The sequence below is a fragment of the Chromohalobacter israelensis DSM 3043 genome (assembly GCF_000055785.1).
Classification (GTDB): Bacteria; Pseudomonadota; Gammaproteobacteria; order Pseudomonadales; family Halomonadaceae; genus Chromohalobacter; species Chromohalobacter israelensis.
Genome location: NC_007963.1, coordinates 3,614,632 through 3,629,978, shown reverse-complemented (window position 1 = coordinate 3,629,978; position 15,347 = coordinate 3,614,632). Strand labels below are relative to the sequence as shown.

Here is a 15,347-nt window from a genome sequence, read left to right as displayed (position 1 = left end):
TATTTTCGCCTATGAGAGAGGTGCTGCATCTTCGCGTGGCGGTCTCTCTCGAGAGTCTGTCTAATGTAGGAGGTGTTCGCCATGTTCGACGATATCAAGCGTTTCGAGACGGGGGCGCCCCAGCAATTGGACTGGTTCCGTCAACTGCTGGATGGCTTCTTGAATGACGGCGACGCGATGGATATTCGCGCGGTGCCACGCGGGAGTTTCCCGATGATCAACGTGGCGCGAAGCGACGATGCCGTGCGGGTCTACGTATTTGCCGCAGGGCTGTCGCCGTCGGATCTGACCATCGATGTCCAGGATAACGTCCTCACCCTGCGTGGCCGGCGCGATACGCTGCCGGACAGTGACGAGGATGGAAACGCGCGTCCGGTATTCCGGCGCGAGCGGGCCAGTGGCGAGTTCGTGCGTGCGATCGCATTGCCGGATGGACTGGACGCCGAGCGTGCCGAGGCGCGCCATGCCCATGGCGTGTTCGAGATCGTGTTGCCCAAGCGAGAGGAACTCAAGCCGCGGCGTATCGAAGTCAAGGCGGCTTGAAGAACGTCGATCACCTTGAACCAAGGAGGCATGCACCATGAGTAACATCGTTCGTTCATCCAGCCACTCTCCGCTTCAACAACGTGACCAGGAAAAGCGTTCACAGGACGCTCTGCTACCGGCGGTGGATATCTTCGAGGAGTCCGACGTCCTCAAGCTGGTGGCGGATATGCCCGGTGTGACGCACGAGTCGCTGAAAGTGGAAATCGACAACAACGTGCTGAGCCTGGAAGGCGACATAGCCTTGAACATGCCGGAAGGACTGAGTGCGTTGCATGCCGAGGTCCGCGGACAACGGTTCGCGCGGCGTTTCAATCTCAGCCACGAGATAGATGGCGATGCCATTACGGCCACTATCGTCAATGGTGTCTTGACGCTGACGCTGCCCAAGAAGGATAGCCATCGCACTCGGCGTATCGAAGTTCAGGCGGCATGAGTAGCAGCGCCAGTACGATGGATGGTGCCAGATGTGACCGATCGTCCATCCTGGCCCGGTCGACGTGACGAGTGCCCACATGCGCGTGGGCACTCCTTTTTCTCCCGCCGCTTTTTCTCCCGCCGCTTTTTTCTCCATCCGACCGTGACGGAGGGAGCCGAGCGCCTTTCCAGAAGCGGGCGATGCCGCACCTACAAGACTAGTCGCCGCCCACGGCACGGCGTTCGGCAGGGGCGGCATTCAGCCGTGCGGCGGGAAACACGCAACGAAAGAGCGCACCCTGGCCGGGGTGGCTGTCGATATCGAGGTGCGCGTCGTGGCGCAGCAGGACGTGCTTGACGATGGCCAGGCCCAGGCCGGTGCCGCCGTTGGCGGCGCTGCGCCCCTTGTCGACGCGGTAGAAACGCTCGGTGAGGCGTGGCAGGTGTACCGGGTCGATCCCTTCGCCGTCGTCCTCGACCTCGACCGCGGCACCCTCCTTCCAGGCTTTCCAGCGCAACGTGACGGTGCTGCCCGACGGCGTGTATCGCACGGCGTTGAAGACCAGGTTGGAAACGGCGCTGCGTATCTCGCCATCGGCGCCCAGCAGATGGCGGTCGTCGTCGATTTCCAGGCGCACGTCATGACTGCCGTTGCAGAGCGCGGCGGCATCGTCGCGAATGTTCGCCAGCAGCGCGGCCATGTCCAGCGGTACTGGATCGTCACGGGTCTGGTCGGTTTCCAGCTTCGACAGCAACAGCAGATCCTCGACCAGTCGCTGCATGCGTTGCGACTGCTCCTGCATCTGTCCGAGACCCCGTTGCCAGCGGGGCGGTAATTGATCGGCGTTGTCGAGGTAGGTTTCCAGATAGCCGGTGAGCACGGTGAGCGGCGTGCGCAGTTCGTGGGAAACGTTGGCGACGAAGTCGCGCCGCATTTCTTCCAGGCGATGCAGTCGCGAGATGTCGCGGGCCATGACCAGGCGCTCGTTGTCGCCGAACAACGTGATTTGATACTGCAGCGTCACGTCATCGCGCAAGGGCGATGCCAGGGTGAGCGGTTCGCGGTAATCGCGGGCGTTGAAGTAGGCCACGAAGCGCGGGTCCCGCAGGAAGTTGGTGATGTGCTGGCCGCGGTCGTGGGGCGATTGAAAGCCGAGCATCTGCGTGGCGGCGGTGTTCCACCACTCCAGATCGCCATGGCCGTCGAGCATGACCACGGCATCGCGCATCGCCTCGCAGGAGTCCTGCACGCGCCGGATGATGTCGCGCAGGCGTGCCTGGGATTGGCGCTGCGTCTTCTGATACTTGTAGAGGCGGTCGAACAGATCGCCCCAGACGCCGGCCCCGACGGGGGGTGTCTCGTGGGGGTGCTGGGTCAGCCAGACGTACAGGGCACGCAAATGGCGCAGATGCAGATACACGTAGAGGCCCAGGCCGGCGGCCAGCCCCCAGCCGGGCTCGCCGAGCAGCCAGCCCAGGGCACCGAGTCCGACGACCAGGTACGCCAGTCGCCACAGTTCGTTGGTCCAATAGTGCACGCGCTAGTCCTTGGCGGAGAAGCGATAACCGGTGCCGCGTACCGTCTGGATGAGATGCTGATGGGCCTCGCCGAGCGCCTTGCGCAGGCGGCGGATGTGCACGTCGACGGTGCGCTCCTCGACGTAGACATTGCCACCCCAGACCTGATCGAGCAACTGGCTACGCGTGTAGGCCCGCTCCTGATGGGTCATGAAGAACTGCAAGAGCCGATACTCGGTGGGGCCTACATCCAGTGCCTGGCCGTTGGCGCTGACCCGATGGCTGACCGGATCGAGGAGCAGGCCCTCGATCTCCACCGGGTCCTCCACGCCCTTGGGAGTCGTGCGGCGCAGCACGGCCTTGAGGCGTGCCACCAACTCCCGCGGCGAGAAGGGCTTGGTGATGTAGTCGTCGGCGCCGGCTTCCAGCCCCTGGATCTTGTTGTCTTCCTCGCTCTTGGCGGTGAGCAGGATGATCGGCAATTCGGCAGTGGCGGTATCGCGCTTGAGACGCCGCGCCAGTTCGATGCCGCTGGTGCCGGGCATCATCCAGTCGAGCAGCAACAGGTCGGGTTGGTCGTCGACCACCATGGCATGTGCCGCCTGAGCGTTGTCGGCTTCCAGCACACGGTAGTCGGCCATTTCCAGCGCCACCGCGATCATTTCGCGGATGGACGCTTCGTCATCGACGATGAGCACGGTCTTGGCGGTCATGGGCGTAGGCCTCTTGCGGATCGCGATGGCGCGAATCACTCATGAATGACATCAGCATGACGATTACAACGCGCTAATGTGACAACTTCGTGACACGCGATCTATAGCATAGGCCATAGCGACAAGGCGATGCCCGCGAAGACCACCAGACCGGCCCAATGATTGTTGAGAAAGGCCCGGAAGCAATGGTCGCGTTCGCGATGGCGGATCAGGCGGTGCTGGAAGACGAAGATCGCCCCCATCGCAGCCAGCCCCAGCCAGAAGAAGCCTCCCAGCGCCAGGCGCAGGCCGACCCAGGCCAGCAGCAGCAGGGTCAGCGCCTGCAGCAGTCCGATCATCAGGCGGTCGGCGCGCCCGAACAGCACCGCCGTGGACTTGATGCCGACCTTCAGGTCGTCATCGCGGTCGACCATGGCATATTCGGTATCGTAGGCCACCGTCCAGGCCACGTTGGCGGCGAGCAGTAGCCAGGCTTCCAGCGGTACCTGGCGTTGAATGGCCATGAACGCCATGGGGATCCCCCACGAGAAGGCAGCCCCCAGCACTACCTGGGGGAAGTGCGTATAGCGTTTCATGAACGGGTAGGTGGCCGCCAGGGCCAGTGCCGCGAAGGACAGCAGCACGGTTGGCAGATTGGTCAGGCAGACCAGGCCGAAGGCAATGATCACCAGGCCCGCGAAGAGCACCTTGGCTTCTTTCTCGGTGATGCGTCCGGTAGCCAGTGGCCGGTCGCGGGTACGCTTGACGTGCCCATCGAAATGGCGATCGGCGTAGTCGTTGACCACGCAACCGGCGGCGCGCATCACGTACACGCCGATGACGAAGATCAGCAGCGTACCGCGTTCGGGGATACCCTCGGCCGCCAGCCACAGCGCCCACAACGTCGGCCACATCAGCAGCCAGGTGCCGATGGGGCGGTCGAGTCGTGTCAAGCGCAGAAAGTCCGGCACGCGGGCCAGGCCGCTGGGGTGCGCGGCATCGGATGAGTCGGCGGACATCGGGCTCTCCTATGACAACGTGGCTGTGAAAAGCAACGTGGCTGTGTAACGTGAGCGGCCAGCTTAGCGCGATGGCAGCGAGAGGTCAGCGGCCATCGCGGCGAGAAAGAATTCCTGGACGAGAATCCTGGTTCTGCCCACGCGCAGGAGCGAGCGCCGCCCCCAGGGGCCGGCGTCGCCTCGCCAGGCGTCCAGCCCCGTCATGGCCGGCGCACGGATCGCTTCGATGGGGCCGCGCTCGAGGTTAGGTTGCCGAAATAGCCAACTGCCCAGCGAACGCTCTCCCAGCGTGCATAGCCGTGCGCCGGACAGTCCCTCCAGCGGTGCCACGGAACGGGCCGCAACCCAGGAGGCATTGCCCAGCCGCAACAGGACTTCCCGGTGCCAGACGTGCGTGCGGTGCGGCAGCCCCAGTGCCTGGGCTTCGTCGAGGCGTGGCCTGGTCACGCCCTGGGTGAGCAGACGCACCGAGAATGGACGGGGGCTGGCGATGCGCAAGCGCGCGGTCAGTGAATCGCGAGAGGCCACCCAGGGCCACCAGTCGGGGCTCATTCGAGGACGCTGCGCGGCGATGGGCAGCCAGTGCGGCCAGCCTGGGAAGCGGTCAGGAGACATGAGAGCGATGGCTTAGAAAAGAAAGATGTTAGTGTAACATGCGCAGCTTACGCGCTTTTTCGGCGTTCGAGCGATAGCCCGCCACGCCGGGTGTGGATATGTCATTACCATGAGCTTGTCATCAGTGCGTGAGGCGTTATGAGCGATCCTCTGATCATCGTCGGCAGCGGCATGGCCGGTATGGGCCTGGCGCGCCAGGTGCGCGCCCGCGATGCACGGCGTGCCATCACCCTGATCACCGCCGATAGCGGTGACGAATACTCGAAACCGCTGCTGTCCACGGGCTTCGCCAAGCATTTGCCGCCTGCACGGCTGGCGATGCGTTCCCCTCTCGAGGTCGCCGAGGCGCTGTCGGCGGTGGTGCGTACGCATACCCGGGTCGAGGCCATCGATCCTCGCGAGCGCACGCTTGGCATAGGCGCGGAACGCCTCGCCTACGGCGACCTCGTGCTGGCCACCGGTGCCGCACCCAGCGTCCCCTTCACGTGGGACGCTGCCTTGCACGATCGCGTATTCACCATCAACGACCTCGACGACTATCGCGGCTTTCATGCCGCGTTGTCGCGCCTGGGACCGGGGGCGCGCGTGGCCATCGTCGGTGCCGGCCTGGTGGGGTGCGAATTCGCCAACGACTTGCTGGCCGGAGGACATCGCATTGCCCTGGTCGCGCCCGAAGCGGCACCGCTGGCGCGCCTGCTGCCGCCGGCCCTGGGCCGCGTGCTGGGCGGTGCGATGCACGACGCCGGCATCGACATGCGGCTGGGACGCACCGTTGCGAGCCTGCAGCGCGATGGCGAGGCGGTGGCACTGACGCTCGATGACGGCGATACCTTGCCCGCCGACCTCGTGCTGATCGCCACCGGGCTCATGCCGCGCACCGAGCTTGCCGATGCCGCCGGTCTCGAGACGTCGACCGCGGGCATCCAGACCGACCGTTACCTGGCGACTTCCGCGCCGCGTATCCATGCGTTGGGCGATTGCGCCTGTGTGGCGGGGCTCAATGCCATGTACGTTCAGCCGCTCCAGGCCAGCGCCAAGGCACTGGCGGCCACCTTGACCGGCACGCCGACGCCGGTGGCCTATGGTGCCTGGCCGGTGGTGGTCAAGACGCCGTTGTGCCCGGTGGTGGCCCTGCCGCCACGCCAGTCGCCGGCACGCTGGCGTATCGAAGGCGACGGCAGCGATTTCAGCGCCTTTGCCGAAGACGAAGCGGGGCGTTTATTAGGATTTGCGTTGACAGGGGGCTGCGTACGTCGGAAAGTCGAGCTGGCGCGGGCTGCCCCGCCGTTGCTACCCTAGCTGAAGTCGCCACGCCGGCGGTCGTCGGCTGGCGCCATCATGGGGATAGTGTCAGTACCGTGCCAATGGCGCGGTGCTCATTTCGACCACTGAAAAACAACAAGCGACATCATGGGTGTCGCGTTCGTTGCCAAACCAGGAGGGCTTTATGCGCAAGCCAGAACTCGCCGCGGCTATCGCCGAGCGTGCCGATCTTTCCAAAGACAAGGCCAGTCAGGTACTTAACGTCATTCTCGATGAAATCACAGGCACTGTGTCCAAGGGCCAGGATGTCTCGTTGATCGGCTTCGGTGCCTTCACCGTACGCGAGCGTGCCGCGCGTACCGGCAAGAATCCGCAGACCGGCAAGCCGTTGACCATTCCGGCGAGCAAGACCGTGGCCTTCAAGCCCGGCAAGGCGCTCAAGGACGCCGTGAAGTGAGTGAAGGCACGGAGCGTGCGTGCCATTGCATGGCCCGCGCTCCGTGCGATTTCTCCTTTCCCTTTTTCTTCCCCGTGGCAGGTAGCGCATGAAACTGCGTCTGATGCTGTGGTTGCTGGGCGTCATGCTCAAGCGTGCGCGCCGCCGCAATCCCCGTTTTCGCGACACCCTGGCGACCTTGCAGCGCTTCGACTGGGGGGTGGCCACCGAGGATCTCAGTCTCGCGCGGCATTACCGCATGCGTCCCGATGCGGTTACCGATGCGCCGGGATTGCCCATCGATCTCGACCTCGAACTGCGCTTTCGCGATGCCGCCTCCGGCGTTGCCTTCCTCAAGCGTCCCACGCCACATGCCTTCTTCGAGGGCCTGCGTAGCGGTCGCCTGCGGCTGGTCGGCGACTCGCGCGACCTGGAACGTCTGCAAGGATTGCTCAAGCACCTGCGCTAGCGACGGCTGGACGCGGCTGACGGTGGCGAGCGGTGCCCCTCGTCGAGTCGAGTTCGTTATACTAAGGTCGTAGGCGAGTTCTTCCGCCGCCAATGCTGCGTGGCGACATCGGCCACGCGACGTTCTTGCCATCGCCTTGTCGAGAGATATGCTGCCCACCTCGCTGACTCAACCGCTCAGACGCCTCTGGACCCTGGAGCCCTTCGCCTACAGCCTGCGTGTCTTCATCGCTCTGGCCGGTGCCATGGCGACGTGCTGGTACCTCGACGACATGGGCAAGCTGATCCCGCTGTTCCTGGGGATCATCGCCAGTGCTCTGGCGGAAACCGACGATACCTGGCAGGGGCGCCTGCAGGCGCTGTTGGTCACTCTGTTCTGTTTCGGCGTCGCGGCGCTGTCGGTGGAACTGACGTTTGCGCATCCGCTGGCGTTCGCGGTAGGACTCGGAGTGTCGAGCTTCGCCATGACCATGCTCGGCGCGGTGGGACAACGTTACGCGACCATTGCCACCGCGACATTGATCCTGGCCATCTACACCATGATCAGCCTGGAACAGCGCGGTGGCGTGGCTCTGGGCGAGCTATGGCGAGAGCCCTTGCTGCTGGTGGGCGGCGCGGCCTGGTATGGCGCGATCTCGGTGGTGTGGTGTGCGCTGTTCTCGCGACATCCCCTCAAGCTGAGTCTGGCTCAGGTCTTTCGTGAACTGGGTGTATACCTGAGTCTCAAGTCGGCGTTGTTCGAGCCCTTGCGCGGTCTGGACATCGAGCAGCGCCGCCTGGCGCTGGCCCGCCAGAATGGGCGTGTGGTGGCGGCGCTCAACCAGAGCAAGGAGATGATTTTCCGCCGCCTCGAGGGACAGCGCGGCGGGCGCAAGCTCAATCGCTACCTGCGCCTGTACTTCATTGCCCAGGACATTCACGAGCGGGCCAGCTCATCGCATTATCCGTATGGTGAACTGGCCGAGGCCTTCTTTCATCACGACATCCTGTTTCGCGCACAACGCCTGCTCGATCAGCAAGGGCGTACCTGCAAGGCGTTGAGCCGGGCGCTGCTTCTCGACCGTCCCTTCGATCACGGCCAAAGCGCCCAGGCGCTGGAAGATCTGAATGCCTCGCTGTCCCATCTGCGCGCCCAGCAGCGTGACGAATGGCGCGACCTGCTACGCTCGCTGGCGGCGCTGGCCGACAACCTGGCGACCCTGGAAGACAAGCTGGCGAGTGCCGACAACCCGGATGCGCGCGCCGACAACGAGGACAGCAGCCTTTTCGATCGCTCGCCGCGCGGGCTGGGAGACATCGCGGACCGCCTGCGCTCGCACCTGACCTTGTCGTCGCCGGTGTTTCGGCACGCGCTGCGCTTGAGCGTGACGCTGCTGGCGGGGTATGGCGTGCTGCACTGGATCCATCCCACCCAAGGCTACTGGATCCTGCTGACCAGCGTGTTCGTATGCCGCCCCAACTTCGGCGCCACCCGGCGGTTTCTGCGTCAGCGCATTCAGGGCACGGTGCTGGGGTTGATCGCGGGATGGGCGTTGATCACCTTGTTTCCCGCCGAGCCCATCCAGGCGCTGATCGCGGTAGCGGCCGGGGTGGCCTTCTTCGCCACTCGTGCACGTCATTACACGCTGGCGACGGCGGCGATCACGCTGATGGTGCTGTGTTGCTTCAATCAGGTCGGCGACGGGTTCGGGCTGATCTGGCCACGGTTGTTCGATACCTTGCTGGGGGCCGCGATCGCGGGCCTGGCGGTGCTGGTGATCCTGCCCGACTGGCAGGGACGCGGCCTGCATCGCCAGGCGGCCACGACGCTCGAGGCCAGTGCGGCCTATCTGCGTGCGATACTCGCGCAATACGCCCAGGGCAAGCGCGACGACCTCGCCTATCGGCTGGCGCGTCGCAATGCCCACAACGCCGATGCCACGCTGTCCACCTCGCTGGGCAACGTGTTGCTGGAGCCCGGACATTTCCGCAAGGACGCCGATCTCGGATTGCGCTTTCTGGTCCAGTCCCACACCTTGCTGGGATATCTCTCGGCCCTGGGCGCGCATCGCGGGGCGGCCGGTGCGGCGGGCGCCGACGATGCGGCGGTGATGGCGGCCGGTGAGGAAGTGGCCGATACCCTGGAGCACCTGGCCCGTCAACTGGCGGCGCGGGCGACTGTCGCGGTGCCGGAAGCGGCCCTGATGTCGCATGCCCGGGCGTTGGAAGCGGCGGCCGCCGAGGAAGCCGGCGACGAGCGCCGCCTGCTGCAGACCCAGCTGGCGCTGGTCAGCCGACAGCTCGTCGCGGTGGGCGAGTCGGCGGAACGGCTTTCTGCCCAGGCCTCTCGCGAACAAGGCGATCTGAAGTAAGTCATGACTAACCTTGGCCGAGACGGCGAGAAAACGTAACCGATAGTGCCGTCGAATCGCTCAAATAACAACAAAACGGTTACGTCGTATCGGGGCGAGACGCCTTACTGTGCAGGCATGGAAGATGCCAAGACTCAATTCGCCGCACGTCTGCGCGAGGCCATGCAACAGGCGGGTTATGCGCCCAAGCCGGCCATCCTGGAGCGTGAATTCAATCTGCGTAACCCGGGACGCCCGGTGACGCTGCACGGCGTGCGCCGCTGGTTGCGCGGCGAGACGCTGCCGACCCAGGAAAAGCTCGTGGTGCTCGCCGAGTGGCTGAAGGTGCCGCCGGAAGCCTTGCGTTTCGGTACGCAGGTACGTCATCGCATCCGCGAGAGCGAGCAGCTATGGGAAGCCTTGAGCTACCGCGAGCGCGAGACGCTGGAGGTTTTTGCCAGCCTGCCGCCCAGCCAGCGTGCGATCGCCCGCGAGGTCATCATGGCGCTGGCCAAGGCCGGCAAGTGGGAGCGGCAGGCGGGCCTCCAGACCGACGACGATGAACCGCCCTCATCCTGACGCGCCTTCCCGCATGGCCGCGTCCATGACGTCATACCTGTCCGTAATGCCCGGCGTCTTCGCCCAGCCAGCGACGAATCAACGGCGTGGCCGCCTCGGGCGCCTCGTCGAGTAGCGCGCGTGCCAGGGGACTGATGGTGTCGAGCAGGTCGCGATCGCGCTCCAGGTCGGCGATCTTCATCTGCGCCAGGCCCGTCTGACGCGTGCCGAGTACCTCGCCGGGGCCGCGCAACTCGAGATCCTTCTCGGCGATGCGGAAGCCGTCGGTCGTGTCGCGCATCACCCCGAGCCGCTCGCGCGAATGGTGCGACAGCGGCGGATGATACAGCAGCACACAGAAGCTTTCGGTCGCGCCGCGTCCCACGCGGCCACGCAACTGATGCAGCTGCGACAGCCCCAGGCGCTCGGGATTCTCGATGATCATCAGGCTGGCGTTGGGCACGTCCACCCCGACCTCGATCACCGTGGTGGCGACCAGCAGATCGAGCTCGCCGGACGTGAAGGCGGCCATGACCTCGGCTTTCTCGCCGGCTTTCATGCGCCCGTGCACCAGGCCGACCGCCAGGTCGGGCAGAGCCTCGCCCAGGTGGGCATGGGTCGCCTCGGCGGCCTGGCACGTCAGTGCCTCGGACTCCTCGATCAGCGTGCATACCCAATAGGCTTGATGCCCCTCGGCGCAGGCGCGCTGGATGCGCTCGACCACCTCGGGGCGGCGTTCGTCGGGCACCGCCACCGTTTGCACCGGCGTTCGACCGGGCGGCAATTCGTCGATCATCGACAGGTCGAGATCGGCATAGGCGCTCATCGCCAGCGTGCGCGGGATCGGGGTGGCGGTCATGATCAACTGATGCGGGGTGAGGCCGCCGGCTTCGCCCTTCTGACGCAACGCCAGGCGCTGATGGACGCCGAAACGGTGCTGCTCGTCGATGATCGCCAAGCCCAGGCGGTGAAACCGCACATCGTCCTGGAACAGTGCATGCGTGCCCACGGCGACCTGCACACGACCATCGGCGATGGCCGCCTTGGTGTCCAGGCGCGCCTTGCCCTTGAGCTTGCCGGACAGCCAGCCGACCTCGATGCCCAGTGGCGCGAACCAGTCGCTGAAATTGCGATAGTGCTGCTCGGCGAGGATCTCGGTGGGCGCCATGATCGCCGCCTGGCAGCCACCGGCGATGGCGGCCAGGGCCGCCATTGCGGCGACCACGGTCTTGCCCGAGCCGACATCGCCCTGCACCAGGCGCAGCATGGGCACGGCGCGTTCCAGGTCGTGGCCGATTTCGTCGAGCACTCGCCGCTGCGCACCGGTCAGCGAGAACGGCAATTGGGTCAAGAAACGCGCTTGCAGGCCACGGCCGCCGCCCAGGGATGGGGCGCTGTCCGTCTGGATGCGCAGGCGTACCTGGCGCAGGCTGAGCTGGTGCGCGAGTAGTTCTTCCAGGGCCAGGCGGCGTTGCGCCGGATGCTTGCCCTCGGCGAGTTGCGCCACCGGTGCGTCGGGCGGAGGTTCGTGCAGGTAACGCAGCGACTCGACCAGGCCCGGCAAGCGAAAGCGCTGGCGCAGGCTATCGGGAATCCAGTCCGGCAGTCCCGCATCATCATCGTCGAGGCGCTTGAGCGCCTGCTGGACCAAGCCCCTCAGGCGGGGCTGGGCCAGCCCCTCGGTGGTGGGGTAGATCGGTGTCAGGTGTTCCTCGACCGGGGCGTCTTCCTGACGCAGCAGGCGGTATTCGGGGTGGTAGATCTCCAGCCCCGTGGCCCCGGCACGCGCCTCGCCGAACGCGCGCACCCGCATGCCGCGCACGAACTGCTGCTGCTGCGCGGGCGAGAAATGAAAGAACCGCAGGCTGAGAATTCCCGAGCCATCCTTGAGACGCACCAGCAGGCTGCGCCGTCGTCCCTTGACGATATCCGCGGCGGCGATTTCGCCCTCGACCACGGCCTCGGTGCCGGCGCGCAGGGTCCCGATCGGCGTGATGCGCGTACGGTCCTGATACCGCAACGGCAGATGGAAGAGCATGTCGGCGATACTGACGATACCCAGCCGGGCGAGCTTGGCTGTCAATGCCTCGCCCACCCCGGAGAGTTCGCCGACCGGTGCGTCCAGTGCCTGAGTCTCGGTGCTCATGCCGCCTGGATGCTTTGCTGCTGGCATGCGTCGATGGCCGCGGTCAGGGCATCGATGGCCTTGGGCCGCGGGAAGCTGGCGCGCCAGGCGATGGCCACCGTGCGACTCGGTACGCTATTGGCGAATGGCCGGCTCTCGAGCAGCCCCGACTCGTAGTGCCCGGTACCGATGGCCGACTTGGGCAATACCGTGATGCCCAGCCCGGATGCCACCATGTGGCGAATGGTTTCCAGCGAGCCGCCCTCGGCGATCAGGGTGTTGCTGGGATTGTTGAGCTGGTTGCTGATGGCCGGGCATGCCTCGAGAATCTGGTCGCGGAAGCAGTGTCCCTCGCCCAGCAGCAACAGCCGTTCCGTGAGCAGGTCTTCCTTGGCGATGGCGTCACGCTGGGCCCAGGGGTGCCCCGTGGGTATCAGCACCTCGAACGGCTCTTCGTAAATCGCCTTGGTCAGCACGTCCGGCTCGTTGAACGGCAGGGCGACGATGATGGCGTCGAGTTCGCCGCTGCGCAGTTTGCGACGAAGTTCCCCGGTGAAGCCCTCTTCGATGTACAGTGGCATCTGCGGAGCATGACGCGACAGCTCGGGGATCAAGTGCGGGAACAGGTAAGGCCCGATGGTGTAGATCGCGCCGATGCGCAGCGGACTCGCCAGCTGGTCCTTGCCTTCGGTGGCCATCTCCCTGATGAGGCTGGCCTGTTCCAGCACGCGTTGGGACTGCTCGACGATCTTCTCGCCCAGCGGCGTGACCTGTACGGTGGACTTGGAGCGTTCGAACAGCGCGATGCCCAGCTCTTCTTCCAGCTTCTTCACGGCGACCGACAGCGTGGGCTGCGACACGTAGCAGCGCTCGGCGGCGCGTCCGAAGTGGCGCTCCTGGGCCAAGGTTACGATATAACGGAGTTCTGTTAGAGTCATGATCTGGGCCTGTTCGGGCCTCCTGAGCGGCGCAATGGGTTCACTAAGGTACTCGGTGTCAGGGACTTTTTACCAAGGGACTTTTTACCAAGGGGCTAGGGAAAGGTGAAGAAATCGACTCTGATTATTGGTTGTGGCGACATCGGCATCCAGCTGGGCAAGCGCCTGCTCGAGGCGGGCCAGCGTGTGATCGGCGTCCGCCGTCATGTCGCGCCACTCGAGGGCACGGGCATCGAGCCTCTGGCGCTGGATATCTCCGACCCCGCCGGGCTCGGGCAGCTGCCCGACGCGGATACCGTAGTCTACATTCTGAGTGCCGAGCGTTTCGACGAGAACGCTTACGCCGAGGCCTATCCCAAGGGGCTCAAGGCGGTGCTCGGTGAACTCGAGACGCGTGCCACGCCTCCCCGGCGGGTGTTCTTCGTCTCCTCGACCAGCGTCTACGCCCAGCAGGCGGGCGAGGTCGTCGACGAGACCTCGGAGACGGTGCCCTCGGGCTTCTCCGGCGTGTTGATGCGCGAGGCCGAGCAGGCGCTGCTCGATCATCCGCTGCCCGGCACTGTGGTACGTTTTTCCGGCATTTACGGCCCGGGGCGCGACCGCCTGATTCGCCAGGTCAAGGAGGGGCGCGTCGCGGCGGCGAATCCGCCGATGTATTCCAACCGCATCCACCGCGACGACTGTGCCGGTGTCCTGACCCACCTGATCGCCCTGGCGCAGGACGGCCAGCCGCTGGAGACGCTCTATCTGGCCAGTGACTGCGAGCCGACGCCGTTGCACGAAGTCATGACCTGGATGGCCGGCAAGCTCAAGGTCGAGCTCACCGAGACCATCCAGTCGCCACTGCGTCGGCGTGCCAGCAAGCGCTGCGACAACACCCGGCTGCGTGACAGTGGCTACCGCTTTCAGTATCCCACCTTTCGCGAGGGGTACGAAGACGTTCTCAAGCAGGGCGGCTTCCTGACCGCCACGGAAAGCGCCTGACGACTGACCTCGCCAACCCGCAAAACCATGACAAAGCGCCTGCGGGCGCTTTTCTGCTGTCTGCCGGGCGCGGGCGTTCAGTGTCTTGGCGAGACGGTTCCTGTTCGGGGCGATCTGGCACTGTTCTTTCTTGTGTGAAAATGTAAAGGCCTTGCGTCAAAATGATGGCTCAACCCACACATGAACCATGACGTGATGTCTTCAGAAACGACCGACTTGGCAGCATTGGAGCGTTTTTTCGAGAAACTGGCGTTGCTTCCCCCACCAGCGCCCCCTACGCCCAATCTGTTTTCCGAGGCAGGGCCAGGGACGAACGAGAACCGCCTGTCAAACTTGATGGCCTTCTTCATGGGTGGTTATCCCGGCTCGCCCCGTTGGTTGGCCAAGGCCGTGTTGCATGCACTCGTACGTCAAGGTGGCTTCGATCACGAACACCTACAGCGAATCGACTGGGAATCGGTCACTACCGAGCGGGAAGCGGGAAGCTGGAATATCGAGAGCGAATCGACGAAACGCCTGGATCTGGTGGTTTCGGGACACGACTTCGTATTGGGTATCGAGCATAAAGTGTGGTCGTCCGCGAAATATAACCCGTTCAACGTTTACGACGACTTGCTGAACCGTCGTGCGGCTCAAGTCTACAAGTGCATCCTGCGCCCGGACGATTCCGAGGAGGATGTTCCAGGATATGCAAAAAAAGCAGGTTGGGTAGTGCTGTCCTACTCGGCAATATTGAAGTCGGCTTACGAACTGTATGGGCAAGATGTCGCGGCATTAAATCAGACGAAATGGCAAATATTCTATCAAGAGTTGTTGCAGCATCTCGACGCTATTGCTCACCCGAAGGAAGCAAAGACAATGACGGAAGAAGAGCTGGATTTTTCGCTAAAGCATTTCAACGACCTCTACGAAGCCTCTCAACGTCTGGATAAATTCGAGCAAGAGTTGATGGCGGAAGGCAAAAGCCATATTGCTGCTGCGTTGCAGATAGACACCAGCGAGCTTGGCACCAATAAAAGGTCGGAGGATTGGGGAGAGCAGACAAGGGTATGGCGCTTCTTCCCTCACACTTGGGGTGAAAATAATGGTAAAGGCTCTCAGGTATGCTTGATTTATTACCCGTCAGCAGAGTCAGAAGGCGATGAAAGCATCGGTTTCGAGGTGAGAGCGTATTTGGAAAGTCAGGAGCGTCACGACCCCTGGCTTAAGGAAATCGAGCAGGCATTTTTGAAAATAACGCCTATCACCAAACAGCGGGATTGCACTTGGTATAGGGATGGCTATGGCAATGACACTTGGCCTGAAATCGCAGGGCGCTGGCTGGTTTTGAGTGCTTGGCCCCGCGAGTACACCAAAGCAGGCGCGATGACAGCACTGGGCGATTTGGCTAAGTGGGTGGACGAACACGCCTTTCAGACAGAAACTCATATCGCAGGCTAGG

Annotated in this window: 15 protein-coding genes; 9 read left to right on the top strand and 6 right to left on the bottom strand. The window is 64.1% G+C overall.

Annotation, left to right across the window (positions count from 1 at the left end):
- Nucleotides 1-81: 81 nt before the first annotated feature.
- Nucleotides 82-543, top strand: coding sequence for an Hsp20/alpha crystallin family protein (locus CSAL_RS16495; protein WP_011508546.1), 462 nt, complete (start codon nucleotides 82-84; stop codon nucleotides 541-543).
- Between the two features lie 37 nt (nucleotides 544-580).
- Nucleotides 581-979, top strand: a complete 399-nt coding sequence (locus CSAL_RS16490) for an Hsp20/alpha crystallin family protein (RefSeq protein ID WP_011508545.1) — start codon at nucleotides 581-583, stop codon at nucleotides 977-979.
- 199 nt (nucleotides 980-1,178) lie between these two features.
- Here the strand turns inward: CSAL_RS16490 and phoR are convergent, their stop codons facing one another.
- The 4 genes from phoR to CSAL_RS16470 form a co-directional block, all read right to left on the bottom strand.
- A complete protein-coding gene (phoR, locus tag CSAL_RS16485; RefSeq protein ID WP_011508544.1) occupies nucleotides 1,179-2,498 on the bottom strand; it encodes a phosphate regulon sensor histidine kinase PhoR in 1,320 nt (439 codons plus the stop codon).
- A gap of 3 nt (nucleotides 2,499-2,501) precedes the next feature.
- Nucleotides 2,502-3,191, bottom strand: coding sequence for a phosphate regulon transcriptional regulator PhoB (phoB, locus tag CSAL_RS16480; protein ID WP_011508543.1), 690 nt, complete (start codon nucleotides 3,189-3,191; stop codon nucleotides 2,502-2,504).
- A gap of 101 nt (nucleotides 3,192-3,292) precedes the next feature.
- Nucleotides 3,293-4,189, bottom strand: a complete 897-nt coding sequence (gene ubiA, locus CSAL_RS16475) for a 4-hydroxybenzoate octaprenyltransferase (protein ID WP_011508542.1) — start codon at nucleotides 4,187-4,189, stop codon at nucleotides 3,293-3,295.
- A 63-nt stretch (nucleotides 4,190-4,252) separates the two neighbouring features.
- On the bottom strand, nucleotides 4,253-4,804 hold the full coding sequence (locus CSAL_RS16470) for a chorismate--pyruvate lyase family protein (RefSeq protein ID WP_011508541.1): 552 nt from the start codon (nucleotides 4,802-4,804) through the stop codon (nucleotides 4,253-4,255).
- A 138-nt stretch (nucleotides 4,805-4,942) separates the two neighbouring features.
- Here CSAL_RS16470 and CSAL_RS16465 point away from each other — a divergent pair, with 138 nt between their 5' ends.
- From CSAL_RS16465 to CSAL_RS16445, 5 genes are all read left to right on the top strand, one after another.
- A complete protein-coding gene (locus CSAL_RS16465; RefSeq protein ID WP_011508540.1) occupies nucleotides 4,943-6,103 on the top strand; it encodes an NAD(P)/FAD-dependent oxidoreductase in 1,161 nt (386 codons plus the stop codon).
- A gap of 148 nt (nucleotides 6,104-6,251) precedes the next feature.
- Nucleotides 6,252-6,524 (top strand): HU family DNA-binding protein, encoded by a 273-nt coding sequence (locus tag CSAL_RS16460; protein ID WP_011508539.1) that lies wholly within the window; start codon nucleotides 6,252-6,254, stop codon nucleotides 6,522-6,524.
- Nucleotides 6,525-6,612: 88 nt separating this feature from the next.
- A complete protein-coding gene (locus tag CSAL_RS16455) occupies nucleotides 6,613-6,972 on the top strand; it encodes a hypothetical protein (protein WP_011508538.1) in 360 nt (119 codons plus the stop codon).
- Nucleotides 6,973-7,120: 148 nt separating this feature from the next.
- The gene (yccS, locus tag CSAL_RS16450) at nucleotides 7,121-9,322 is read left to right on the top strand and encodes a YccS family putative transporter (protein ID WP_011508537.1); all 2,202 of its coding nucleotides are present in this window, start codon (nucleotides 7,121-7,123) and stop codon (nucleotides 9,320-9,322) included.
- Nucleotides 9,323-9,439: 117 nt separating this feature from the next.
- On the top strand, nucleotides 9,440-9,880 hold the full coding sequence (locus tag CSAL_RS16445; RefSeq protein WP_011508536.1) for a hypothetical protein: 441 nt from the start codon (nucleotides 9,440-9,442) through the stop codon (nucleotides 9,878-9,880).
- A 31-nt stretch (nucleotides 9,881-9,911) separates the two neighbouring features.
- Here CSAL_RS16445 and recG read toward each other — a convergent pair whose 3' ends face one another.
- Together recG and CSAL_RS16435 are read right to left on the bottom strand one after the other, a co-directional pair.
- A complete protein-coding gene (gene recG, locus CSAL_RS16440; protein ID WP_011508535.1) occupies nucleotides 9,912-12,005 on the bottom strand; it encodes an ATP-dependent DNA helicase RecG in 2,094 nt (697 codons plus the stop codon).
- Nucleotides 12,002-12,922, bottom strand: a complete 921-nt coding sequence (locus CSAL_RS16435) for a hydrogen peroxide-inducible genes activator (RefSeq protein WP_011508534.1) — start codon at nucleotides 12,920-12,922, stop codon at nucleotides 12,002-12,004. The genes recG and CSAL_RS16435 overlap by 4 nt, the downstream gene beginning before the upstream one ends.
- Before the next feature lie 105 nt (nucleotides 12,923-13,027).
- Between CSAL_RS16435 and CSAL_RS16430 the strand changes: the two genes are divergently transcribed.
- Nucleotides 13,028-13,906 carry an SDR family oxidoreductase gene (locus CSAL_RS16430; protein ID WP_011508533.1) on the top strand — a complete coding sequence of 293 codons (879 nt, stop codon included), beginning with the start codon at nucleotides 13,028-13,030 and terminating at the stop codon, nucleotides 13,904-13,906.
- A 180-nt stretch (nucleotides 13,907-14,086) separates the two neighbouring features.
- The gene (locus CSAL_RS16425; RefSeq protein ID WP_011508532.1) at nucleotides 14,087-15,346 is read left to right on the top strand and encodes a PD-(D/E)XK nuclease family protein; all 1,260 of its coding nucleotides are present in this window, start codon (nucleotides 14,087-14,089) and stop codon (nucleotides 15,344-15,346) included.
- Nucleotide 15,347: the final 1 nt, after the last annotated feature.

What these genes read in the sequence shown, in the direction of transcription:
- CSAL_RS16495 (WP_011508546.1), top strand. Translation starts at nt 82, where the DNA reads ATGTTCGACGATATCAAGCGTTTCGAGACGGGGGCGCCCCAGCAATTG.
- CSAL_RS16490 (WP_011508545.1), top strand. Translation starts at nt 581, where the DNA reads ATGAGTAACATCGTTCGTTCATCCAGCCACTCTCCGCTTCAACAACGT.
- phoB (WP_011508543.1), bottom strand. Translation starts at nt 3,191, where the DNA reads ATGACCGCCAAGACCGTGCTCATCGTCGATGACGAAGCGTCCATCCGC.
- ubiA (WP_011508542.1), bottom strand. Translation starts at nt 4,189, where the DNA reads ATGTCCGCCGACTCATCCGATGCCGCGCACCCCAGCGGCCTGGCCCGC.
- CSAL_RS16470 (WP_011508541.1), bottom strand. Translation starts at nt 4,804, where the DNA reads ATGTCTCCTGACCGCTTCCCAGGCTGGCCGCACTGGCTGCCCATCGCC.
- CSAL_RS16465 (WP_011508540.1), top strand. Translation starts at nt 4,943, where the DNA reads ATGAGCGATCCTCTGATCATCGTCGGCAGCGGCATGGCCGGTATGGGC.
- CSAL_RS16460 (WP_011508539.1), top strand. Translation starts at nt 6,252, where the DNA reads ATGCGCAAGCCAGAACTCGCCGCGGCTATCGCCGAGCGTGCCGATCTT.
- CSAL_RS16455 (WP_011508538.1), top strand. Translation starts at nt 6,613, where the DNA reads ATGAAACTGCGTCTGATGCTGTGGTTGCTGGGCGTCATGCTCAAGCGT.
- yccS (WP_011508537.1), top strand. Translation starts at nt 7,121, where the DNA reads ATGCTGCCCACCTCGCTGACTCAACCGCTCAGACGCCTCTGGACCCTG.
- CSAL_RS16445 (WP_011508536.1), top strand. Translation starts at nt 9,440, where the DNA reads ATGGAAGATGCCAAGACTCAATTCGCCGCACGTCTGCGCGAGGCCATG.
- recG (WP_011508535.1), bottom strand. Translation starts at nt 12,005, where the DNA reads ATGAGCACCGAGACTCAGGCACTGGACGCACCGGTCGGCGAACTCTCC.
- CSAL_RS16435 (WP_011508534.1), bottom strand. Translation starts at nt 12,922, where the DNA reads ATGACTCTAACAGAACTCCGTTATATCGTAACCTTGGCCCAGGAGCGC.
- CSAL_RS16425 (WP_011508532.1), top strand. Translation starts at nt 14,087, where the DNA reads ATGAACCATGACGTGATGTCTTCAGAAACGACCGACTTGGCAGCATTG.